Consider the following 25,754-nt stretch of genomic DNA (forward strand, 5'->3'; position numbering starts at 1 on the left):
AACGAAACATTTATGAACAATTCATTATCAAACGCAATCACCCCATCTATGGACTTATCACAATTCTCTGCACAACAATTAAAAGAAGCTTTAAACAGAATAGAGAACAAAAAAAATGAAGAAAGAGACGCTTACAAAAAACTGGTAGCCGAAACGATTCCGAGAGCTCTTTTAAGATTACAAAAAACATCTGAAATGATGAGGAATGTAAAGACAGAAACATTTCAGCTGTTTGAAACTATTCTGGATTTAAAGAATCAGGTGTATGGCTTTAAAGAAAAACAAATGTCACATACTTTCTCTAACGATAAGGAAGAAATCACTATTGGATACCGCATCAACGAAGGCTGGGATGATACAGTAACAATTGGTATTGAGAAAGTGCAAAATTTTATTTCGTCACTTTCTACAAGTAAAGAAACCGCATCGCTGGTAAAAATTGTTTTCAACCTTTTAAAAAAAGATGCAAAGGGAAATTTAAAAGGTTCCAGAGTTTTGGAACTTCAAAAACTGACTAAAGAATTCAATAATGAAGAATTTACCGATGGAGTTGAAATTATAGCTTCCTCCTTTAAGCCTGTGCGTTCCAGCTGGTTTATAGAGGCAGCTACAATTGATGAAAATGGTGTTCGAACCAACATTCCTTTATCTATGTCCTCAGTAGATTTTTTACACGGATACGCCTTTAATTTCTTTAACCAGCAAAACGAACACATCAATGCAGCCTAACAACGATATGTACACATCAGTACTTTTAGCCATTTTACTCATTGCAACCAACTTAAAGCCAATATTACTATACCGGGAATGGTTTTGTTTTAGAGTTAAAACAATCTTTAAGCAATACTGCAATGAGCGTAAAAACAAGATCAATACAGATCATAAAACGGCAAGGTAAAGAACTTGCAATTTTAATAATAGTCTCAGCAACAGGATTTATAAAATAATTATCAAATAAAAAAGTATCATTCATCTAATCAATATGAAAAAACTATGCACTTCTAATCATTCTTTTTACTTCCTGAAAATACCGCATGCTGTACAAAATAAATAATTCTTCATTTTCATTTAAACTCTTCTTCATTTTCCTTCACTCTTAATACTCTATCACCATGCCTATAACTGCAAAAAGAAGCCTCGGAATTCAAAAAAACAAATTACTCCGCTACAAACTTGTCAAAGAATTGTATCAAAAATACAAAACTGAAGATATTCCTACTACGGTAGTATGGCGCAAATATATTTGCCCTGTTTATCCAATATCACGAACAACTTTGTATGAAATTCTTTGTACGCCCATCACTTCAGAATTAAAAAGAATTGAAGAACTACTTCTGAGTACCACCAAAAAATCTTCTTAATCAGCATAAAATAAAACGAATTTTTTAGCCTGTAAAGCCTCATCCTGTTATAATCTAGGATGAGGCTTTACTTTGCTCTGAATTGATTTTCATTCGCTTTCTGTACAACTATGTAAAGCCTTAGAATACAAATGTTCGCACTCCTTGCATTCGTTTTTTTAAGGCTTTTTTTCGGCTGATCTTTGTCGTCTCAAAAGAAAACAACAGCTGAAATCAAAGCGAGAATCAAAACTCAAACTACTATCATTTGCCCTAAATAATATAAATATATTGAATTCTTATAACAAACATTAAATGGAACAATTTCTTTACCCGACTCTTACCGCATTTTTTGCCTCTTTTATTACTTGGTTATTCTCTGTGAGAAAATCATTAGCTCAAGACAGAGCTGCCGAACTTGACAATGCAGTTAATGCCGTAAAATATTACCGTGATTTACTTGATGATATTACTGCCAGATTAACAGCTGCAACAGAAACAATAAAAACTATGGAAATACAACACAGAGAATTAATGGTAGTCAACCAACAGTTAGTAGATGAGTTACAAAAATTCAAACAATTAAACGGAAAACAACAATGACACTTGCTCAAAAAACATTAGAAATTGCCATCGCACAAATTGGCGTAGAAGAAATTCCAAAATATACCAATTCAGGTCCTGAAGTAGAAATTTATTTAAAAAGTGTAGGACTCGGAAAAGGATATTCATGGTGCATGGCCTTTATTTACTGGTGCACTCAAAATGCTTCCAAACAAACAGCTATTAACAATCCCTTAAAAAAAACCGGAGGCGTATTAGATCAATACAATTCGAGACCGCTTTTAGTACAAACCATTCCAAATGCAGGTGATATTTTTATTCTGGATCTAGGAAAAGGCCTAGGACACACTGGTATTGTTGAAAAAGTTGCCGGTGATATTATTCACACTATTGAAGGAAATACTAACGACATAGGGAGTCGAGAGGGCTACAAGGTTTGCAGAAGAAAAAGAGAAATTAAAACTATAAAAGGATTTCTCAGACTACAGCCCTAACAGAATCAATAATCAGGGCATTCGCATTTAAAAAAAGTTAAACACTAATTACACAAATTTACACGAATTACAATCTGTTTTAATTACACGAACTCCTAAAACGGGTAGAATTTGTTCAATTCAATTTTTAAAATTTGTGATAATCTGTGTAATTTGTGGCAGAAAATTTTAAAAGCGATGCCCTGATCAATAATAAAGTAAACCACTTTATCTAAAAATTTTAAAAAAACTTTACGGTTTTTGAAAATCCTAATACTTAAAAACATCCAGCTTAAAATCTGTAGAGAGATGATTTATTGCGGCCGCAAACAGGAGTGGAAATTATATCTTAAACCTCATCCTTGGTACTTACAACAATTCTTTGTACCTAATATGAAATACTTTATATGGAGGTTTATGCAATAGTGTTTCCTATCACTAATTCTACTCCTGTAATCATCTGGCAATAATGAAATTAGACTATGTTATCGAATGCTGTTTTTTCAAACTGAATTTATAAAGAATAAAAAAATAAGGAAATGCTAACCTGAAATTACCGCTGATCCAGCATGTCAGAACATTGGGGTATTTTTCCATTAAAAATGCGGTAGAACTATTATGGTTTATTGTTCCTGTAGGTATTGTAACAGCAGTTGCCTCAGGAACAAAAACCAACATATAGCACCTGAACAGCAAATACGCAGCATTTCTTTTCAACAAATTACACTTATCAAATCCAATTTTGTCTGCAGCCCGCTAAAACAGACATGCTCCAATTCTATAAACTATAAATTCTACCCTAAATCGTATGTCAGTATCAATAAACAGAAGCTTGGGCACGCAAAGAAATAAATTGCTGCGCTACAAACTCATTAAAGAACTTTATTATAAACACAAGACAGAAGATATTCCGACTACGGTAGTCTGGCGAAAATATATTTGCCCTGTTTATCCTATTTCGCGCACTACTCTTTACGAAATTTTGTGTACTCCTGTAACGACCGAACTAAAAAAAGTAGAAGAAGCGATCAACAAGCAGGCAAAACTTTAATTAAAAAGTCTTCCATATTTAATAGCGCAGCCACTAATTATAACCTTCAAAAAAGAGCCGGTGCTTACTTGCTTTACAACGCTGTACAGTTTTAGAACAGATGAGTGCAAACACCGTGCATCTGTTTTTTTAACCCCGGATTTCGGCTAATCTTTGCCATAACAAAAGGATAAAACTCCTAAAATTCCAAACCTAATTATAATTTTTTAAATCCATATACAGAGATGAACAAGAATCTAAACCGAATTGTTTTTTTGTTTTTTTCAGTCTTAGTCCTGGTTTCGTGCAGCAGCCCGAAACCGGTTCTAAGCGAAGAAAAAGCGAAAACCATTACCATCACAGAAACACTGCACGATACCATTTTTAAAATCGAGAAAGACAGCAGTTCCTACAGGGCACTATTAGAATGTCAAAACGGAAAAGTTATCCTAAAAAATGTTACTCAGGCCGAACCAGGGCGCAGCTTAAAAAGCCCAAAGGTTCGACTTGATAACAATAAACTTAGTGTGGACTGCGAATTAAACAAACAGGAACTCTATGCTTTTTGGAAATCCAAGCAGGTAAAAGAGGTGGAATTTAAAACCATTCGAATTACAGAATACACCAACGTGCTGACCTTTTGGCAAAAAGTACAAATCTGGTTAGGCAGAATTTTTCTAATCATTCTAGTCTATTATGCAATCAAGCTTGTATCTAAATTCTACAAGCCCTTTTAAAGATAAGAACACATTTTTTAAAATCATTTCATACAACTATTTATATGTCAGTACAGTCTCATTTTTTCATGGAGTCAGGAGGTTTTCCGGCACAGACCGAAGCACAATCATTTGGATCCGTTTCGCCTGATAAATTTAGGTTGACTTCAAAATTTACTTTAACGAGCGCCAAAAAAGCCTTTTCTATCTGCAAAGGGGTAGCTTTAGTACAACCGCAAACAGGAAGCTCAACCAAAGTAAACCTTATCCTTCGTCCTTACAAACAGCCTTTCCCTGGGTTGAACATCAAATATTTTATTTACAGAGGTTTGCAGAAAAGTGATTTTTTCACGACAGATTCTGATGCTTTGATCATCGATAATGATGGCACGGCAACCTCTGATTTCATCAACAAGATCAATGCCGATTTTCATGCATTTCATGACAATCGCAAAGATGCGCAAAACAATCCTATACCAGTGCCCGTATTTACAGCCAAGTACATAGGTTTTGACACCGCAGTTGTGGGGTCTGTACCACTATCGAACTTATTTTTTAAAGAATCGGAGTTTGTTACCGCAGGAAATACTTTTGACGAAAAAGATAATTTCGAATTGCCGTTAATTGATATCGGCAAATCATTGGGGAGTTTTGCCTCTGGCGAATGTGGTATTGATGTAGTTCTAAATTACGGCGACTACAAACACAATTTTAACAATAGCGAATTTGTTTTCGATCTAGAGTATGCGCGTAAAGCTGAAGCTAATATTATTCTTAGCGGCAGTGATGTCGAGCAAAAATTACAACGCGAACAAAGTACGCAGTTCATTGATATTGCCGCTTTTTATGGCTTATATACCTCAGACGGCAAAGTAACTGTAGATGCTGCAGGGACTAAAACCGATAAAAAAGGTGTAGAAATATACAATGATGTTATCAATAATTTTGCGACAAAAAACAATTGGTATATCTACATACATGGGGACCGTACCCGCAGCTATGATTTTTATGGCGACTATAAAATAATCAAGGGAACAGGAACTGCTAACATCAAAACAGGTTTACTGGCAGATTCAGATACACACCTAGTTGCAATGACCGAAGGGCAATATCGGACTAATGGCTGGCCAGTTATGATTAATACCCAAGAACAAGCCACACATCCTGCAAAAAACAGCCTATACCTGCAGCTGGTAACAGACAATAATAATAACACCGCCTTATACGGACAAATAGCCAATATTGCCAACGCACAGAAAGACAATTTCTTTAATGCTGACGGCTTACGATTGCCAGCAGATGCTGATGGCAACTACGGCCGACTCACCTCGACAGTACAGCTTACGACTCCCGCAGCAACAGATGGCAAAAACATAGCAAATCTTAGCATATTACTCTATCAAGGCGTAGTTTATGAATACAAAGCAGGGACTGCACTTGACACAAATGGAGAAACGGTTATTATAAATGGACAGCCTAACTTTTTTGATGATGTGTTTAGTTTAATAGACGCTGAACCCTTACTAAAATTGAATGACAACAGTGATTTCTCCAAAATGACGGCGGAAAAGCTCAATCTCATAAACCAGTATTACGACAAAAAACAGCAGGGAATCACAGCAGTGCAAACCCTCACGGTAAACGATGTGATTGAGACAGGAATTGGGGCCACACCAACAGTAGCCCGCGTGACCTACCTTACAGAAGCCGGCGATGTCATGAACAATGCCGTCTCTGCAACTGGAAGCACAACGCCCGATACCAAAACCAGTGCCTCAGCCAGTGGTGCGGTGACCAAAAGCAAAACCTACCAGCTGCCAGATCCATACTACTATAGTCTACAGCTATTTACAGACAGTACACAGACTATTACAGGATTAGAGCTCAAAACGCTGGATGGAAGCACACCTAACAAAATTATTTTGGGTTTGACCAAAACTGAAAACGACAGCATAAAAGCGTTGATTACAGATGGTCTAAAAAACCCGCGCCTGTTTTTGATTGATTTATTTGAAGACGGCAATGAACTGCTCTCACCCGAAAATATAAAATACCAGAAATACAAAGTGGGAATTGTGGCTGAAAACACAAGTGGGGAAAAAGAACTCTTTAAACCAGAAACCGATGTTTTTGTGTATTCGCTGGACAGGAAATATCATTTTAGTAAGGGGTACAGTGAATATATGCCAGAGTACTCAAAAAAAGAATTAATGTTAGATTTAGATTTATCGATATAATGGAACAAGCCGCAATTTTAAAAACAGGACAAGTTGTTAAACTAACTGATATAATTAACCCAAAATATAGTATATATGGCTTTTTAAATTCGTTTGAAGTTATCACCAATAAAGTGACGAAAAAATTCAGAGATACAGAAGAAAAAGATTTCAGAGATGCAGATCTATCCGGTCAAATAAACAAAGATGTTGTTCGTGGTTTTTATGAGGAGCAGTTTTTTTTAGAATACCTTGTAGGCAAACACGAACTATACGAATTAAAAAATCATAAATATACCCTCAAACCAGCATCAGCAGGAGATGAAATAATCGTTAAAAAACTAAAAGTTGTCGCGCCTTATACTGATTTCTGTAAAATCGAAACATATAAATGGACTTATCAACTTAATGTCCCTGTTTTTGATTATTATGAAACTTTACAAATAATTGTACCCAGTGGATTATCCCCAATAAAAGAAGAGAATATTCAATTATTCAGTACTGCTATGCTCTTTTATTCAGACAAAATCAGAAGATTTGTAACACCTGCAGATACAGACAATAAACAAGAAAAAGCATTTATAATTGCTAAAATTGCCATTCTTATTAACTCAATAATAAAAGATTTATTCTCTAAATTTTTAACTGAACCTGAATTTCAAACATATCTAAGTCATCAATCTCTTGAGTGGACGGATAATTCAATGTTTGTCAATCCAACTGTAGAAATATTAGAAGACTATTTAGGAAATTTACGTTCTTACTACGAAAGCTTTTATGCAAATCAACTTTTAGTTAAAGATGCTTCAACAAAAGATAAATTTTATTGGTTAGCAACAGTTTTATCGGCCGAGGCATTAGCAACTGTGCCTGCAATTGACAAATTTGAGTTACTTTATAATTTAAGTAAACAAAATGTTACATTGACTGAACGCAATCACGGTGAATCATTAGCACTAAAAATTATTGAGTCATTTACTTTTGAATCTGTTTCTTCAGCTGATAGAAATGACTTATTAAATGATTTAGTAAATTTTCATAATTACATAACATTACAAGGAGGAAATGGTCCCCATTCCGTAGAATCAAAATCCACACTTTTTGAAATATTATATAGAGACATTGATGACGATAGGTATTCCAGATATACATTTGGATTATGGAATTCATACAATAATAGAATGAAATTTATTATACTATTGTACAGAATATGGTTCAACTCAACATACAATCCCATATATCCTGATCCTTCTTACATTAAACAATTGAACGCTTGTGGCGTATATGAAGAATCGCCATATATGAAATTAAAAAATAATCCAGATCCAAATAACAGCATAAAAGTTCCTAAATATTATAATGATACTACTACCCCGTCTTTTATTATTTATGAAAGTGTTACAGGTAGTCGCAATGGGGCAAAAATTGAAACTTCAACTAATTATAGTTATAAAATGGTTGGCAAATCAATTGAAGTATATGAATATAAAATCGAATCAAGAAAAGGATATGATGATCATTATTCAGATTCAGTGCTGTATGGTACTTATGAATTTCTACAACCCATAACTGTTATGGGGCTCAAACCTGATTTAGATTTAGTTGAAACATTGGGAGATTTACAAACAGGCGAAAGTATTGGAAATCAAAAGATCCACACAATTCCAGCTTTCCTATTATTTTATATGGAAGATTACAGCAGTTTAAAAAAAATCGATTTTGGTGTAATGCTTGCTGCTGAAATTGCATTAAATTTAATAGGTGCAGGTGCCTTAGCCGATTTACGATATTTAGGATATCTTTCTAAAATGAGATCTCTGTGGACGACAGAATCAGTTGTAGCATCAGATGTTGTTTTAAGTTGGAAAGCAGTAAGCGGAGTCGTAAATGCTTTTGAATTTTCAGCCATTAATGCAATCGCTTTAAACAATTATGTAATTCATACAACTAACGATTCTTTAACAAAAAAAATTGCTGAAAAAGCTAATACCTATCTTATATGGGCAACTATTGGTTCTATGATAGCAAGACCATATATACAATCAAAGATAATCGAATCTGCTTTTGAATTAAATGGTATCGTAAAACAATTTAACGATGATGGTATTTCTATTTATAGACCAGAAATGACACCCTCCCAAATTTCTGAATTTGATCAAGCTCTGATTGTCGTTAAAGACATAGCGGGTAATAGAGAATTAGTTGTAAACACAATGATTCAGAAACTAGAAGCTTATGGTAGCGACTCATCGGAAATTCTACAGAAATATACGCAAATTACTAATAGTGCTGAGAAATATGCTTTTTATGTTGATTATGGAGTATTAAAAGATCCTAAGATAAGACAACTATTAAACGCAAATAATAGTAAAGCTTTTGATAATTGGAGGCTTCTTTATTCCAAGAATGTAATTGTTGATAGAAAATATGTTGAGATTTTAGCTGATCAGACTTATATAAATGACCTATTTCGATATTATAATGAAGATCCTTTACGAAAAGTTATAGAACCATTAAATTTTAAGAGCAGATTAAATTTTATCCGTAAATTCGGAAAATTAGATCCTATTGTTTTTGAGAAATTAATAGAAACTCCAAATGGAGTTATTTTATTAAATGAATCCCCTTCTTTTTCTAGTATGCCAGATCTTTTGACTTCTGAAGATGTTATAGAATTTTTGAAAACAGGTCCAACTAAAGATATTATTGGAGTTCGAATTGAGACACAAAGATTGAATTGGAGTACTTCTATAAGAATGTATCAAGAAAACATTTCATTTCAAGCAATGTCAATTCAGGAGCTTTCAGATTTTCATAGCATTTTTAAAAATTATTTTAGAACTGACAAAGAGAAACTTAGTAGTTATCTTAAAAGTAATAGAGCAAGAATTAAAATTAACTGTTATAACAATTCCGAATTAATTGAGCCAACAATTGTAGAGTGGTATATTTCGGGAACCCCAGAATCATTTGTAGAATTATTTAATGATGTCCCTGATGAGATCACTGAAATGTTCATTCAAAGTTCAAATGCAGAAGGCTACAATGCTTTTGCTAAAAATGCCTTTGATTTCGATGGAAGAATTAGAGCTAACGATACCGAAGTTAAGTTTTTATATAATTTTTTTCAAAATCATTTCCATAAAGGTAATAAATTTGTGATTGAAATAGAATCAACATTATACACTTGTACATCTTGCCAAAAATATTTACAGGCAGCACAAAAATATGCAAAAGCTGAGGGGAAAATATTAGAAATTAAATTTATTGCCCATCCAAGAGCTAGTAATTCAGTAGAAGTATTCAAATTAGTAAAGTCATTAAAAAAGTAAATCATGGACATAAAATTTTTAGAGCAATTAAAGGATTATCCATCTGCATATCCAAATGATATAGATTATCAAGGAACAATTGAACCCATTTCTTTACAAGAAATAGAAACTTTAGAACAATTATATAATAATGGTAATACTTTTCCAAAGGCATTACGCGAATTACTCTTTTTGGCAGGTAACTATTGTTATGTTTTGGATTATGGCTGGAATGAAACAGAGGAAGAAATACAGAATGAATTGCAAATTTATGCCAGGAAATGGCTACTTAAATATAATAAAAACATATCCAGGCCTTTCTTTGTTATTGATGTTTATAACGGACCTGAACAATTTCTATATGTTTATTTAGATGAAGGGAATAACCCATTTGTTTATCAGGCTTTTCTTCCTGAACAAAATAATATTAAACATTTCGCAAGTTTAAATAAAAGCCTCTCTGAATATATAAACAGTCTTATTGATAGAGTAAAACAAGGTTATAACCCGTTTTAATCTCCTCTCTAGTCCTGAAAAAAATTACATATTTACAACTTCCTTGTAAACCTGTACCGACACAAGACTCTTAAAAAAAAACAGCTCAAAGACTAAAATCCTTGAGCTGTTTTTAAAACTACATTTTCAGTAAAAATACTGACTCAAATGATCCTAAAAACTGTCATTCTTACGACAGAAAATCACGATCTGACAAACCCAAAAAATTACATTCTACACTCAAATGGAAACTTAAAACCATAAGTTTCCCTTATATTTTATTGGCTTTTTTCTACAGCCAAAACTCATACGTTATCCAATTACTTTACAACTCTGTAAAGTAATAGAACATCACTGTTAAACCGCTAAGCACAAATTTTTCAAACCATAATTTTAGGCTAATCTTTGCTCTATCAAAAGGAAAAAACGCTATTAGAATGCCCTTTTAGGAACTATTATATAAGCCTGAATAATGGATTAATTATTTGATTACGCTGATTGGTTATAACAGCTCAAATAATCATTTAAAATACGAACAAAAATTAAAGTCAAAAAAAAATTAGCATATGCCAACTAATCCAATTACAGCGGTTCCCATTCCTACAGCTACAGCAAGATATTACCCTCGATTATCTGAGGTAATCACTGTAGATGATTTACCTGAGTTTTTGTCATTTGTTCAAGATGGGTTAAACTCCATTTTTGACAACATTCATTATAAAAACCTGCAATATTCCAAAGGGTATCGCGGTGACTCGGCCTTTTACAGCCTCGATATTGTAACGAGCAAAAAACTGGCTGTTCCTTTGCCTTTTGACCTGGCTCTTGTGCTTAATCCAGACATCACAGGCAGGGATTCGAGTATATCATCGTTTCCTATCACACTGGAGTATCAGTGGGAGATTTTAGCGTTTTTAAAAACGTTTAGCTCCGCCAGTTTTTCATTTTCTCCCGAAGATTTCTATTCGGTAGGACTACAGGTTTTCCGTATCAGCGAAGAACAGGCAATCGCTCACATGCTTAATATTTTTGTAGAACCCGCTGATGCAATTACAAAATACGAACAGCTTTTAGCTGATATCAATGATTTATATGCGATTACTCAAACACCAGACTATCAGGAATTAGAATTCCCTGTGGGAGTGGAGCAGTCAATTGGAAGTGTTGTTGCGCTGATCCAAAACAATCCTAAAATCACAAAATCAATTCCGCTGCTTTTGTTTGCAGTTTATATTCTGCGATCGGATTTAGACGAAACCAAACAACGCCTACAGGAATTTTACAATATCATCGCTCCCGATGGAATTGAAACTCACATCAAAAGAATCATTACGCCAAAAGCCAAAGCTACTTTAGCCTTGAGCGCTGGTATTGAATTCCCTCAAAATGTATTAAGACCAGTTAATTCAGACGGTTCAGATTATAAAAATCCCACAACCAATCTAGTTGACCCAACAGCCAAATCATTATTTGTTTTTGCAGAAGCACAATTGTATGCCGATACCGAGGCTGGAATTGGCTACCAGCTGGAAATGGGAGGTTCTTTAAGTCCTTCTCCTTACGCCATGATTGGCAAAACAGGATTGATCCTGCAGTTAGATACTTTAAAACTTGATTTAAGCAAAAAAACAAATATTCCTGAAGCCGATGCCGATGGCAGATCTAATGATTTTGTCGGGGCGTATGCACGTGCCGTATCGGTAACCTTACCTTCAAAATGGTTTCATAAACCCACAGGGGAAGATGGAGATACTGAGCCTACCTTAAAAATTGGTGCGTCTGATTTATTGGTGGGAACAGGAGGTCTGTCCGGAAATATTTATCTGGAAACAGTTCCTGTGGCTACTGGCGGTACCTTTAATTATTTTAATGATAAATTCGATTTCATTTATCCAGTCACGATGTTCGAAAAGAACGAAGAAAGCGGTGTTGTTGAAGATAAAGAAATTGCCAATTATGCTGATTTAATAACCTTTTTACTAAAATTAAACACAGCAAAACTGCCGTATGCCTTTAAATATCCATTAGTACTAAAGACTAAAGAAAATTTAATAGCGGCAGCAGTAAGCGCTAATACAATTTATACTTTTAATACTGCTCAAGAGTACCAAGCCTTTTTATCACAGCTAATTGAAAATACCCTTTGGAAAACTATCGGTTCAGCCGAAAAAGGTTTCAAAGTGGGCTTCAATAAATTTGATATTACCTTCAAACAGAACAAGGTTGTCAACTCTAATATCAAAGGGGCATTAGAGATTAAGAAGTTCAAAAATAAAGTCACAGGAGATCCTTTGCAAATAGGTATTGAAGGACATTTATACGATGACGGCGATTTTAACCTTACTGCTTCATTTGCAAAAGAAAGTGAGATTGAAGCCAACTTGCTTGACGTGGTAGATTTTAAATTTAACAGCATTGAATTAGGTAAACAAGACGATGATTTCTATATAGGGACATCTTGCGAAATTTCGTTTACCAACGAAACAATGAAAAATTTACTAAAAGACCAAAAAATCATCCTTGATAAACTTCGTATTTATAGCGACGGAAGTATAGAATTGGAAGGTGGTGATATCCCATTGCCTATTGCTGTTACTTTAGATCTTGGGGTGGTTAAGATGGGGGTGTCTAATATTCATTTTGGTTCTACTCAAATCACCAAAGACGGGAAATTACGCAAATACAATTACTGGGGATTTGATGGTGCCATCAGTATAAACCCGCTAGGATTAGATGCTCGAGGAGAAGGGGTTAAATATTATTATACTGTCGATGATAATAATGAAGTTGATACTCCTGAAGCTGATCGTCGTCCTCATGATTCTTTTTTACATATTCAAACTATCGAAATAGATTTGATTATTCCAGCCCCGCCAAAACCCAAAATCACAACAGGAGGAACGACTGGAGACACGACAAAAAAAGCAACCGAGCAAACATTGGCTATTATTCACGGTATGCTATCGTTACCAAAACCAGGTACATCAAAAGAATTTATTGGTGAGGTTTCATTAAAGCTGCCAAAAGCCAAAATATCCGGTAGTGTTGGAATGAAATTCATGCCAAAATACCCTGCGTTCATCGTAGATGCTAATATAGAATTGCCTACGCCTATCCCGCTTGGCTTTATATCGATTTCAGCTTTTAGAGGATTGTTAGGATTTAGATATGTGGCGACCAAAAAAGCTGCAGGATTGACTGCTGACAACTCTTGGTACGAGTTTTATAAACATCCAAAAAAAGGGATCAATATTGGGAAGTTTAGCGGCCCGCCGGATTCTATGGAATACAACTCTCCATTTTCTATTGGAGCGGGAGCAACATTCGGCACTACCGCAGATGGCGGGCATGTATTGTCACTGCGTGCCATGATGTTATTGTCATTACCAACCTTATTTTATATTGAAGCAGGATTAAATGTTATTGCCGGACGATTAGGACTTATCGAAGACGATCCTAGTAATCCTCCATTCTTTGCGATGGTCGCTTTTGGAGACGATTCATTAGAGTTAGCTGCCGGAGCAGATTTTAGCATTCCTAAAGACAGCGGGCAAATATTCCAACTGCATGCTTTATTAGAATCAGGGTTTTTCTTTAAAAATCAAAAACCATGGTATGTAAATTTAGGATCAAGAAAGGATCCGATTACGGCGAGAGTATTAACGTTATTTACAGCTAAATCATTTATTATGCTTTCTGCGCAAGGAATCGAAGCCGGTGCCAGATTAGATTTTAAACTGGAAAAAAGTTTCGGTCCAGCAAAAGTGCGTTTATGGGCTTATATTGAATTAGGAGGTAAAATCTCGTTCAAGCGTCCTCAAATGGGCGGTTATATGAGTGCTGGCGGGGGCATTCAAATTAAGATTTGGATTGTAAATGTCGAAATTGTTTTAGATACCATATTCTCGGTTGAGTCCTTTAAGCCCTTTTTGATTTATGCTAAATTAGATTTAAGTGTACGCGTAAAAATTGGTTTTGTCAGAGTACGAAAAAATTTCACAATAGAGCTGCAATGGGATATCAACAGAGTCATAGATTATACTCCATACAGCCCGCTGCCTCAAGGAACATTTGGAGACGGAGAAGATGACAGAACATCTGAATCGGTAAAAGGAGTGCACATGCTTACAAATCAAGCTTTCGCTCTTGATTATTTCAAACAGGAGGGAGAAAAAGATTATGATGCAAGTTTATTTTTAGCTGATGGTATGCCTAAAGCCACTGCTATTAAAAACATAATTCCATTGGATACCTATATTGATATTAAAATGGCTAAGGGGTTATTACCAAATCCAGATTTATTTGAAAAAATTGGAGGCTATACTGGCGAAGCAAAAAATTATACCGATATGATGCCTCCCGTGAGTACTGCAGGCGGCAGAAAACTTCGTCAGGTAAAACACCAGTACTCTATTAAATCAATTGACATAAAATCATGGAATGGCAGTTCTTGGGAAGTTTACCATCCTTTTGAAGCAGTTGTAAAAGATATAGAAAGAACCGATGAACTGAAAAAATTGCCGTGGGCGCAATGGCAAAAAACAATTGATCAATATGACAGCATTCGTGTATTAGCAACCAATCCATTTTCATTTTTAAGCGGTGGAGAACCTGGCTGGCATATTCCGGAACAGTATGGAATTACTCCATCTAAATTATTTTGTGTATCATTAAAGACAGAACCGGAACATATCGATTTTCTTAATAAAGATATTGGAAAACGTTTCTATGTTCCAACTCAGTATGAGGCGGATAAAATTAATGGGCTGTTTTTTAAACTTATAGGCGATGCTCCAGTAATTGATAATAATAAGCTTGTAGGTGGAGACTTTATGAGCATTACAGGAGAGAGCAATCCTTTTGGACACAATAGATCTTTATCATTCAAAAACTATAATGAGTTAGAAATTATATTCCCTGAATCGGCTGTTGAACCTGTTTTAAAACTTACAACTCATGCAAAAGAAGTAAAAATAAGTGCGTACAGTGCAGTTACAGAAAAAGATAAAAAGTTTGTAACTTATGAAAAAGTCTTGTTGAAAAAAGCAGTTGATTCCACAGCTTTAGAGGAGTTAACGTATACTAAAACGGAACTGCTAAATGCTATAACCTTACTTGATGCAGAAAGTGATCCAGCTTTAAAAACTAAAATAGATAAAATTGTAATTACTCCCGTAGCGGCAAATGCAGATCGCATCAGTCAAATCAGGAACGAAATAGCGGCACTATTTGATAATACATATACTGCAGAAAATGGAGAATTCTCAATGTCAAGCCCTAGTAATGCATCACAATACAATCTGTTGCTGACGGAATTAGCATTATTAAAAACTGACGCTGGTAATGATAACCCAGCTGGTACGCCAAATGCTCTTAGCTTCACCCGTTTTTATGGTTACAGCGGAAAAACTGTTTATGAATTTGATAAAGTCTTTAAATATGATGATACGTATCTTATTTCATTCCGTCCAAAACCAAATACCACGGTTCTTGTGCAAATTGACGCTAAAGGAAACCTGTTAAGAGAGCGTTTGTTAAACGGTGCAGTGACTTCGATCCAGATAGTAAATGGCAATTTACTGCTTACTCAGGCAATGGATGCCAAACAGTGTAAAGGAATTGGAGAAGCAATTATTGATTATGATTTTATAGTGGGCTGTCAGAGTCCTGTTGCCACAACGGCAATTATTGAACTCGATTCAGAGTTAAACCAAATTTTTGGATTGCAATACCCAAATACGTATTCTTTAGGCTTTAACAAATTGCTGTCATTGGATAATAATGAACTGCTTTGGGTCAATGCATTAACTGACGAAACTCAAATCAATTGGGTTGATGGAAGTGATCGTTCAATCATTAACAGCATCAAAATTGACGAAGCGGCTATCAAAGTGCTTCAGCATAATGAGACTGTATTCAGCCTGATTACAAAAGATAAAAAAATCATCAGTTTTAGTATCAGCACAGAAACTAAAACAATAACTTTTGGAGATACTAAAGTTGTTTCTGATCTATCAATTGTCGAAATTACGGATGCAGTAATTGCGAATAATAAAATTTTGGTTTCGGCTAAAATGGCAGATGGAAAGTTCGGATTAGCTCAAATTAATGTTACCAGCGTGGACATTGTCAAAAGCGTTGACATTGTCAAACATGAGACCATTTTTGATTCGGCTGTTTATTTATCAAATAACACTTTAAATGACAATTCTGTTGTTGCTTATAATGACCATTATTTGTTTGTATTCAATGCTTCATTAGCGCTTACACGATTAATCGAAAGAGGAAGTACGGAAGATAAAACTTCTATTATTCATGTTCAAAATGAGCCATCGGTAAATGAAATTCTAATGCTTTCATCCAAGAAAGATGAAAAGGGTGTTTACTTCTCTTTATTCAATGACCAATTTGATAACTGTTCATTACATCCTGTTGCAACCGTCACAGTAATTCCATCTAGTTCAACTTTAATTAGTTCGGTGGTTAATGTTTCAGAGCCTAGTATTCTTAGTTCTTTAGAGTATAAAAAAACAATTAAGTATTCAAACTTAATCACTGTCAGCGATGTTATTTGCTCTAATGGCGGAAACTCTGACGATGATGAAGAATTAGACTATACAACCTATGTACAAAGGATCGATTGGCTAAGCAAAGAGAATTATATCCACAATTTTAACATACCTGGTATAGATGCTGTAGAAGGAGACAAAGCTGCAATGATCGCAGCTGTTCAAAATACGGTGCAGCCAATTTGGAGGCCAAATACAACTTATTGTTTAGATTTTACTTTAACGGATACTGTAAATGACCAAAAAGAAAGAGAAACAGAGTTCAAATATTATTATGGCTTCAAAACTTTTGGACCTGTAGGCCACTACCCTATTCCTGAACCACCAAAAGAACTTAAAGAGCTGCTCAATCTTCCACAAAATGAACTAGGAGATTTATCGAAATCTCCATTGGCTTCGCTGAGACAATACATCGATTACAGCCGTTCTTACCCTAATGCAGATGGAAGTTTATTACAATCGAAACCTTCATTTTATGGAAATGAACAATGTGAAGTATCATTGTTTTTCACAAATCCATATGTATATCACATGCTTAAGAGCTGGAATGAATATGGAACCAGACCAGAGATTAAAGGGGCTCTGAACCTTATTATTAAAGATCCTTTAAATGATGAACTTATTCCATATCCGCTGCCTGCAACTACAACTAGGTATCCTAAGGCAGAAGAAAGCGCTATGCCATGGTTGGCTGATAATGATCCTCGTGTTCCTCTTGGAGTTCAATTGGTTAACAATTTTATCAAAGCAATACAAGCTGATAGCTCTGTGATAAAATGTGATTATGAAGAACCGAAACTTATAAAACCAAAATCATATGGTTATACTGTAACCTTATCGGATTTGAAACCTTCAAAATTATATACCCTTTTAGTAAATAATTATTTTGATGATAACCAAAATAAAATTGAAGAGAAAAGTGAAAATGTATTAGTGCATCAATTCGGGTTTCAAACCTCTCGTTACAGAAATTTTGCGGAGCAAGTACAGAGTTATGTAATTGAAGAGAAAGATGAATTGGGCGCTGTAATTAATTCAAGAAAAGCATTATTCGATGTTAAACTTAATTTAGTTCCAGATCAAATTCAGGCTTTATCTGATGTCGTTGCCGGATTATCAAACGAATTAAGCGATGCAATTGCTTTGAAATATCAACACTTATTTGATCGTGCTATAGAAGGAATTTTAAAACTATCTCCTCTTGATCCAGCTCAATCTACTGAAGTCAATCGTATTATTAATACTAATACCGGTGATGTTGTAGCGCTTTTAGTTCGTAACCCTGAACCGTTCAATATTCCTAAAATTCCATTAGAAGAAATACAGAATACTGTTTCAGTTGTTGGCGATGCACTAAACTATAAAGTATTGCACTCTAAAGATTATTCTCAAATACTGATTATGAATAAAAGTAAAAAAATTAGTGATAAAAATTTAAATATCAAGTTTGAATACAGAATGTGGAATAATAACGGAACAGTTGATGCTAATTCAACTTCATTAACAGTTCGTGTTGGTCAACCAGTAATATTACCTATAGAAAATATAAATCTTTAAAAAACAATAAATAATGAGTTCTATAAATCTACAAGAAAGCCAATTCTCCGGTTGCGAAACATACATCGCTATGGTCGTCGATGAATCAGGTTCGATTAGCGAAAACGAAGCGCAGCAGATACGAAACGGGCTGACTTCATTTATCAATTCTCAAGTTCAGAGTAATATAACGCTTTCTTTAATAGGAATGTCCAATGGTGATACTGATACAAGAACCGATCATATTATTCAAAAAAGAATTTCAAACAATCAGCAGGAATTTTTAGATTGGATCAATGGATACGGTTCCAGAACGGTCAGCCCGCAATCGGATTTTTGGGCATCAGGCTTAGAAGCGGTAAACAATCTGTCTGTAGTCCCAGATATTGTTGTAATTGTTACCGATGGTTTACAAGTAAACAATACCGCTGTACTTAAGAATTTATACAGTAATCTAAATCAAAAATCACATGTCTTTGTATATGGTGTAACGAGTACTGAAAGTAATGCTGCTGAATTGGTAACACCACTTACTTTTTACTTAGAAAAAGCACCAGTTTTAAAAAGCAGTAGTCTTTCTATTCTAAATACAGATTATATCAGAGTCCCTGATTTTAGCGCATTAGGATCTGAGTTAAACCAACTGAACAGTGATTTATCTGCAGCTCAAATAGGCTGTGTTGCCAATGTCAGTATTATTGAAAATAAATTGGTTTATCCAATTTTCAATAAGGGAAAAGCTGTACAGGAGGATGCTGGAACTTTAGTTCTTAGAAATAAAAGCCGTATAGTGCTGACTTTAACCGCTGGGACAAGAATTCATGATGCCAGTAATTTGGATGGCTTGGTTTTTAAACTTAGAGATACTGTTACTGTACCTGCATCATCTCAGTTAGAAGTTGTGATTAGAATTGATGGAAAACCATTGCATCTTGGAAATTTTGCAGCTCCTGTTGTTTTAAGAAATGTTAGTAATCCTAGTGGAATATCTATCAATTTTAATGTTACCAAAGAATTGCATGTTGTTGAGATTACATCTGATAAAACTGCATTGCAATCGTCTAGTTTGCAAATAACAGCAGCAGGTTCAAAAGGGCTTGACAGTACAAAAGGTATACATCTTCGTTGGTTATTGGCTGGCGAATTAGGAGAGAAGCATCTCCCAAAAGGAGACTCGTTTACGGGGACAAAATTAAATTTCAATAAACCTGATGATTTTATAAAAGTCTACAGGGCACCTTACACACCTTATACGAAAGTTGGTTTTAATTTAGATTTAAATCAGCCTCCTCAATTAGTGGATAATAGTAATGCATTATGGATCTATAAAACAAGTAGCCCGGAAAGATCAATATATGTTTATTTTAAAAACAAAGAAAAGTATTTATCAGTAAGAAACGATATTAATCCTTTGACAAATCCTTCTGATTCTATTCAGGCTTACGGGAACAATCTTATCGAAATTGAAAATAAAAACGAACTATTTTTTGCCGCAGAATTAAACTTTAGTTCAGTAAATAATTCAAGTGTTGTTCGATTAGAAACTTTATCTGTAGCAGAAAACACCATTTTAGCGGCAAAAAGAGTTACCAACCGCAAGACATATTCTTCAACTCAATTAAATAGCATTCGTGTAGTAGCAGAAAATGGCAGAAGTGTTCGATTTAAAGCGAGTAACTGTCTATTAAACGGAATCCATTTTGAATTTTATTCAGATTTTATTCAGTATGCAAATGATAATGGAAATTGGGATCTGAAAGGAAAATACGCTCTTACTGTTGATGATAACAAAGTATTTGAACAATTAGAGCCAAAACTAAATGCTGTTCACGGAAAATGGTTAAAATTTAATGATGGTGAATACGTAAACGTAAACAACTATAAAGATAAATGGAAACGTGCAACCAATGATGATGATAGAAATATTAAACAAGTAGTTGAAAAATATCTTCAATTAAGTAATGATGATCCATTAAATCCTAAAGCTAATGAAACAATTAGTTTTGGAGATAGTGTACCAGGAGAAGACGGGCAAATGTTTGAAAACACAACCGAAGTATCGAATCTGGATCTATTAAACATTGCTGCAAATGACTATCATATAGCTCGTATGCTGGGATTAGGCTGTATTGATATTGATGATGCAGTTTTATCGGGAGAATTTGTTTATCTGACAGAATATATAAATCAAGGGGATTTAAATGATGGTGAAGGAATAAAAGAAATTCAGCATCTTTCTATGAGTATTCCAACCTCTGTAGCAACAGAACGTCTGCCTCTGCCTGTGCAATTAAGTAAAATTGTACCAGGATTAAATATTGATGCTGAAGAAAATGAACCTGCAAAAATTACAGATGCAAACGGATACAGCTTTGACGGGAAGAAAAGATACGTGAGTTTGTTTATGGACGAAATCATGGATTACAGTGCAAATACTACTTTCTTTGATTCATCAATAGAATATGATGGAAGTACTTTGACTTTCCCAATTTATGTGGGGGTAGATTATAAAATAGGGGCAGAATCAAATTGGAGAAAACCAGAATTAGCTTATGATTTTGACTATTTTAATGTTAATAAAAATTTAGAAAAGTCTTCTAATGAACCCACTCCGATTATCATTCCTGAATCAGGAAAATCAATTTTAAATGTCCGTCAGGAAGAAATAGGAATAAATATTTATAAATATCAAGGATATGGTATTAATATATTTTCAAGAGCTGCATCTGGCAGACAAATAAGTATCGAATCGGATATTAAGCCTTTTAATACTCTAATGCCGCCTAGTAGTATTAATGCACATTTGATTACCAAAGAAAATCCTTTGATGTTTACATCGCAAACAGAACAAGACCGCTATAATGCCTTTGCTAATGCTGATAAAACATTTATAAGAATTCTTTTTGACTATTATTCTATTCAGGAAATATTAAAATATGACATTCCAGAAGAAATGACTGTTACAAAAGCTGAAGAAACAAATACTATTTTTCCTGATGATAAAGAAGTATTTGCAGATACTTTTAAACTTTATTTCAGGGACAGCCTCCCTCAAATAGAATATGCAGCAATTAGAGGAGAAATTAATAATAATACTTTAAACGACCTTACCTCGATTATTACAATTGAGAAAAGCTATACAATTGCCAGCACTGGTGAAAAAATTGATTTAAACAGCGATAATTTAAATCGATTTATTGGAGGAATTTTAACTCTCGGAGATCAGAATTATCTTATTCAGGCTATAAATCTGCTTTTTAAGAAGGATGAAAATAATCTGGATGTATATGATTGTGCTGAAATTCATGTTCTTAAAAAAGAAGTAAGTGACAGCGTTCTTTCAGATGGTGATGCAACAATTGATTCTGAACAGATAAAAGCCGTAAAAATGCCTGAAAACCGTTTATGTGTTTTGGTAGAAAACATGTTAACCACAACCAATTGGAATCCGTCAGGGGCTCTCAATTTTCAAGTAGAATATCCTGCCTCTTTAAAAACGGTCCATAGAGAAACTGTTAAACAAATAGACAATCAAGGAATTGAAAAATTACAAGTAGAAAAATCAAGAGGAATCTGGAAAGATGCAATAATCGAAAGAGTTTTGGAAGATACTTTCGAAATGGATGCAGACGGAAATTTTGTTTTAGATGCTAAAGGAAATGTGATTCCATTATCAGTAAAAAAACATTTGGGGCTTTACAAAATAATCTTTTCAAATTATATTTTACAACAGCATCCTCAATTCAAGTCAGGAAATGAAAATTCAGTAGAATGGTCTAATGGTACAATTCGTTTATTTACAAAAAATTCTTTTAAAGCAGGAAGCACAATTCCTGTAAAATCGAGAAAAGAATTTAAAGTTGTTCTAACAGAAAACATTGGAGGAACCGGAAACTTAGTTCTTTATGTCAATGACACAAATTTTAAATTAGGTGATTATATCAATCAAACAATGCATCCTGATTATGATGAAATTAACGGGGCACAAAATGAAGGATCTTATGCACCCGGTGATGTATTACAAAAAGTAAACTATTATCCAAGTTATAAAGTATACCTGTATGCTAATCCAGCATACGGAATTACTTCAGAAAATATTCTGCCAAGAGAAGGAGAAAGTACCCACTATTCCATTTTTGGAATTAGCACTCACTCCAATATGATGGGTTATTTGAATATGCCATTGGGTTATGATTCGAAAATTAGCGTACCAAGTCCGATGTATTCTGTGAAAATTGAAGAGCCAGTAAAACCTAAAGAAGTAAAGGGAAGTTTATATGCGACACGCCCAGATTTCTTTAAACGTTCTACCTATACTTTTACTACTAAATATGACAACAAAGATAATCGTAAGCCCTATGGCGTACTGCATTATAGAGCCAATGATGAAGCTTTGCTAAGTGTTTTGTACAAGAGGGAGACAATAAATATCATCCGTGAAGAGCTAAAAAAACTCGGAGGAAACGATGAAACTTATTTCACTAATAGGTGGAAAGACTTTTTGGATTTTGAAGATAAAATTGTCGATGGAATAATAGTTCCAAAAGAGGTTTACTACGAAAACCCAGTAATAGATAACGATCCTAATTCTAAATATAAGTTTCCTATTCCAGACAATGAGCTGTTGATAGCCTCTATAAATGAATTTATCAATTGGCATAATGCAACGCATCCAGAATTTGAAGATCTATTAGAGATTAGTTCATTAACGGCACTTAATAATGTTATAATTCCTGTTTCTCAGGGAATAGAAAAGGATCTGTTAGCGATTCACTTCATAGAACAAGCTATTCATACAGCATTTGTTCCTCTTACTGAAGTGCCGGTAATTTATGACTATATTAATGATAATGATTACGTTCCAATTAATAAAAAACAGACGATCAAAGATAAAAGCGGCCATATTTTAAAACCAACCGATCCTGATTTTGATATTGCGCCAATGATGAAAATCACCAATGAAGCTGCAAACAAAACCCAGTTTACCGATTTTAATCTTGACGGAGCCTCACAGAACTTTTATTTTTATGGTGTCCGTGAGATGGATATCAAGATGAATTTTAGTGAATTCAGTCCCTTTTTAGGACCTGTAAAATTAGTCCCTTCAAATCCGCCTCAGACTCCTGAAATTAAGCGAATCATGCCGGTTTTAGAAAATAAGGTTTTAGGAATCAAACCTGCTATTCAAATCGAATTAAACGCGTATCAGCCTGAATATAAAATCAGGAAAATAAACATCTATCGCGCTGCTACAATGCTTGATGCACAGTCGATAAGAACCATGAAAGCTGTTAAAGAAGTTTTGATAAGTGAAGATACTTTATCTGCTGATTTTGATAAGGTCTGGACAGTTTATGATGAGTTTGAAGATCTGGAAAATGTTCCGTATGGTGAAGGTCTTTTTTACAGAATTACTGTTTCAAGAGAAATTGAATATGCTGAACCCGGCTCTGATGACTCGATAATCAATATTGATTACACACCGTCTCAGCCATCCAAAATTACTGCTACAGTGATTGTAGATTCCGCTTCGCCAGAATCTCCAGTTTTAGAAGCTTCTGGAGTTCCGACAGGACCAAATGAATCTATTTTAAAACCAATTGTTTTCAATTGGGAAAAAACAGTTCATAATGGTACATATATTCTTTATAAAATGAATAATCAAGGAAACTGGGAGAAAATTCATGAGATAGTTTCTAACGAAAGTACCATAGTGCTGCCTCTTGATGATGTTCCTGCATATACTGACGAATTAATGATTAAAACAGTTGATAATGAAAGAATCTATCATCATTTCAAAGTGGTTTCTGTAAACTCTTCGGGCATGTACAGTAGTGAAGAAAAAATTCTAACCCTCTAAACCTAAATGAATACCAATGAAATTATTCATTGGTATTCAAAACAGGCTGATTAAATAAAATAGTAGAAATAAAATTAAAATAACATGACAACAAACAGAACTGACATTAGCAACAAATTTAATAATGGCATGATTCCCTCAGAAGGAGATTTTGATGAAATTTTTGACAGCTTCGTTCATAAAGATGACAAGGCCGACTTTCAGATGATCGAAGCTGGCACTGATGATCAGCATTATGTAACGCCAGCGCTTTTGCGCACTGGTCTGCAAAATTTGGGAATTATCACAGGAAATTGCTACATGCCTTATAAAGAACATATTGATGGTTTTTCAGGTGCAGTATTACCCTTAATAAAATTTCCAATTGAATATAGTATTAAGATATTTAAAAATGGTCAATTATTGCTTGAAGGAAAAGATTATACTGTAAATTATGATACAGCTATAATTACATTTTCTTCGGAAGTAATCAATAGAAATATAGAAATTGACTATTGGTATAAAAATTTGGGGCCGGTTCCTGGCAGTACTGATATTACTGTACCTAAATTGCAAGGTCTGCAGGATGTAGTTGATACAGATCCTTTTATAGATACGGTTCAGTTAGCAATGAAAGCTGGGGGGTCTTTTTCTGTTATACCTGGAAATGGAGCATGGACTTCAGGACAGCTTGTAATAGGTACAAATCTTGAACCTGTCCCAAATGATGAGTTTGCTGTTATTGGTTTAGTTACGTCAGCTGCAAATAAAGATTTAAAATTAGGTTTTCAATCAGATAGAGCAGAATTTATGGATACTTTAAATAATAGAGGTTTAGAGTATGCTGGCGATTATGAATCTAATTTTATCGCAAGAAGTTTAGTTACCAAACAATATGTTGATTCCATAACAAATTCTCCGTATTTAAACAAAGGGACTATACTTATCGGAGACGTTAATGTTCATCCTGTAAATTATTCTTATTCTACGACAGGTGATATAAATACAGCGATATTAACTACAGATACTGGTGATGGCGAAATCATTACCGTAACATTAGATAATCCGCATACTGATTTGAATTATGAAGTTATAATCAATGTAGAAAGTTTAGGAAATATGGAATATGATAATGATATACGCCCTATTATATGGAAAAAAATATCAGCTGGTTCTTTCTTTCTTTATCTTGAAGAAACTGGAAATGTAACTCAAAACATAAAACTTCATGTAAAAACCAGAGCATTATAATTCAGATTACAAACGGTTATCAGCAAAAAAATAATTTAAAAACATTAAAAAAAACACAAAATGGAAACTGTCGAAATTAAAAAGAAGAAACAAAAAAAATAAGCGCAGAACAATTAAAAAAATTACAGGATTTTAATGCTTTTATGGATAAAGCCAGAATGTCATTAGGAGAGCTGTCTATTCAATACGAATTTAAAAAATCAGATATTCTTACCCAAATTGCAGTTCAACAGCAAAATGTTACTGAATTGGAAAAAGAAATAAAAGAAGAGTTTGGAGATGTGCGAGTTCATATTGAAACAGGAGAAATTGTAAAGCAATAAACGCTTTGAAAATAGTATAGAGCTGTCAGGAACTTCGGATTTAGCAACCGATAAGGTGAGTTAGCCATGGTTCCTTTAAGCTTTTTAAATC

The 25,754-nt window shown here is 34.2% G+C and carries 13 protein-coding genes; all 13 read left to right on the forward strand.

All coding sequences use genetic code 11. From position 1 onward, the window contains the following. The first annotated feature begins 12 nt into the window (after positions 1 to 12). The 13 genes from CLU83_RS09135 (at position 13) to CLU83_RS09200 (ending at position 25,663) form a co-directional block, all read left to right on the forward strand. Complete coding sequence (locus CLU83_RS09135; RefSeq protein ID WP_157802046.1) at positions 13 to 729, forward strand: DUF3164 family protein; 717 nt, start codon at positions 13 to 15, stop codon at positions 727 to 729. Positions 730 to 1,112: 383 nt separating this feature from the next. Next, positions 1,113 to 1,361, forward strand: a complete 249-nt coding sequence (locus CLU83_RS09140; RefSeq protein WP_100431315.1) for a hypothetical protein — start codon at positions 1,113 to 1,115, stop codon at positions 1,359 to 1,361. A 294-nt stretch (positions 1,362 to 1,655) separates the two neighbouring features. Beyond that, entirely contained in the window at positions 1,656 to 1,943 is a 288-nt protein-coding gene (locus CLU83_RS09145; RefSeq protein ID WP_100431316.1) for a methyl-accepting chemotaxis protein, read from the forward strand. Further along, on the forward strand, positions 1,940 to 2,398 hold the full coding sequence (locus CLU83_RS09150; RefSeq protein ID WP_100431317.1) for a CHAP domain-containing protein: 459 nt from the start codon (positions 1,940 to 1,942) through the stop codon (positions 2,396 to 2,398). The genes CLU83_RS09145 and CLU83_RS09150 overlap by 4 nt, the downstream gene beginning before the upstream one ends. Before the next feature lie 787 nt (positions 2,399 to 3,185). Next, positions 3,186 to 3,428 carry a hypothetical protein gene (locus CLU83_RS09160; RefSeq protein ID WP_100431319.1) on the forward strand — a complete coding sequence of 81 codons (243 nt, stop codon included), beginning with the start codon at positions 3,186 to 3,188 and terminating at the stop codon, positions 3,426 to 3,428. 224 nt (positions 3,429 to 3,652) lie between these two features. Further along, positions 3,653 to 4,144, forward strand: coding sequence for a hypothetical protein (locus CLU83_RS09165; RefSeq protein WP_100431320.1), 492 nt, complete (start codon positions 3,653 to 3,655; stop codon positions 4,142 to 4,144). Between the two features lie 44 nt (positions 4,145 to 4,188). Further along, positions 4,189 to 6,360, forward strand: coding sequence for a hypothetical protein (locus CLU83_RS09170; protein WP_157802047.1), 2,172 nt, complete (start codon positions 4,189 to 4,191; stop codon positions 6,358 to 6,360). After that, positions 6,360 to 9,671 carry a hypothetical protein gene (locus tag CLU83_RS09175; protein ID WP_100431322.1) on the forward strand — a complete coding sequence of 1,104 codons (3,312 nt, stop codon included), beginning with the start codon at positions 6,360 to 6,362 and terminating at the stop codon, positions 9,669 to 9,671. Before CLU83_RS09170 ends, CLU83_RS09175 begins: the two co-directional genes overlap by 1 nt. Before the next feature lie 3 nt (positions 9,672 to 9,674). Beyond that, on the forward strand, positions 9,675 to 10,166 hold the full coding sequence (locus CLU83_RS09180) for a hypothetical protein (protein ID WP_100431323.1): 492 nt from the start codon (positions 9,675 to 9,677) through the stop codon (positions 10,164 to 10,166). Between the two features lie 545 nt (positions 10,167 to 10,711). Beyond that, entirely contained in the window at positions 10,712 to 18,271 is a 7,560-nt protein-coding gene (locus tag CLU83_RS09185; RefSeq protein WP_100431324.1) for a hypothetical protein, read from the forward strand. A 13-nt stretch (positions 18,272 to 18,284) separates the two neighbouring features. Next, complete coding sequence (locus tag CLU83_RS09190; protein WP_100431325.1) at positions 18,285 to 24,110, forward strand: hypothetical protein; 5,826 nt, start codon at positions 18,285 to 18,287, stop codon at positions 24,108 to 24,110. An 84-nt stretch (positions 24,111 to 24,194) separates the two neighbouring features. Further along, positions 24,195 to 25,340 carry a hypothetical protein gene (locus CLU83_RS09195; protein WP_100431326.1) on the forward strand — a complete coding sequence of 382 codons (1,146 nt, stop codon included), beginning with the start codon at positions 24,195 to 24,197 and terminating at the stop codon, positions 25,338 to 25,340. A gap of 143 nt (positions 25,341 to 25,483) precedes the next feature. Next, positions 25,484 to 25,663, forward strand: coding sequence for a hypothetical protein (locus CLU83_RS09200; protein WP_100431327.1), 180 nt, complete (start codon positions 25,484 to 25,486; stop codon positions 25,661 to 25,663). Positions 25,664 to 25,754 lie beyond the last annotated feature (91 nt).

It is taken from the genome of Flavobacterium sp. 1, from assembly GCF_002797935.1.
Lineage (GTDB): Bacteria > Bacteroidota > Bacteroidia > Flavobacteriales > Flavobacteriaceae > Flavobacterium.

Bases quoted from the DNA above. Each gene is read 5' to 3' on its own strand.
- CLU83_RS09135 (WP_157802046.1), top strand. From the start codon at position 13: ATGAACAATTCATTATCAAACGCAATCACCCCATCTATGGACTTATCA.
- CLU83_RS09140 (WP_100431315.1), top strand. From the start codon at position 1,113: ATGCCTATAACTGCAAAAAGAAGCCTCGGAATTCAAAAAAACAAATTA.
- CLU83_RS09145 (WP_100431316.1), top strand. From the start codon at position 1,656: ATGGAACAATTTCTTTACCCGACTCTTACCGCATTTTTTGCCTCTTTT.
- CLU83_RS09150 (WP_100431317.1), top strand. From the start codon at position 1,940: ATGACACTTGCTCAAAAAACATTAGAAATTGCCATCGCACAAATTGGC.
- CLU83_RS09160 (WP_100431319.1), top strand. From the start codon at position 3,186: ATGTCAGTATCAATAAACAGAAGCTTGGGCACGCAAAGAAATAAATTG.
- CLU83_RS09165 (WP_100431320.1), top strand. From the start codon at position 3,653: ATGAACAAGAATCTAAACCGAATTGTTTTTTTGTTTTTTTCAGTCTTA.
- CLU83_RS09170 (WP_157802047.1), top strand. From the start codon at position 4,189: ATGTCAGTACAGTCTCATTTTTTCATGGAGTCAGGAGGTTTTCCGGCA.
- CLU83_RS09175 (WP_100431322.1), top strand. From the start codon at position 6,360: ATGGAACAAGCCGCAATTTTAAAAACAGGACAAGTTGTTAAACTAACT.
- CLU83_RS09180 (WP_100431323.1), top strand. From the start codon at position 9,675: ATGGACATAAAATTTTTAGAGCAATTAAAGGATTATCCATCTGCATAT.
- CLU83_RS09185 (WP_100431324.1), top strand. From the start codon at position 10,712: ATGCCAACTAATCCAATTACAGCGGTTCCCATTCCTACAGCTACAGCA.
- CLU83_RS09190 (WP_100431325.1), top strand. From the start codon at position 18,285: ATGAGTTCTATAAATCTACAAGAAAGCCAATTCTCCGGTTGCGAAACA.
- CLU83_RS09195 (WP_100431326.1), top strand. From the start codon at position 24,195: ATGACAACAAACAGAACTGACATTAGCAACAAATTTAATAATGGCATG.
- CLU83_RS09200 (WP_100431327.1), top strand. From the start codon at position 25,484: ATGGATAAAGCCAGAATGTCATTAGGAGAGCTGTCTATTCAATACGAA.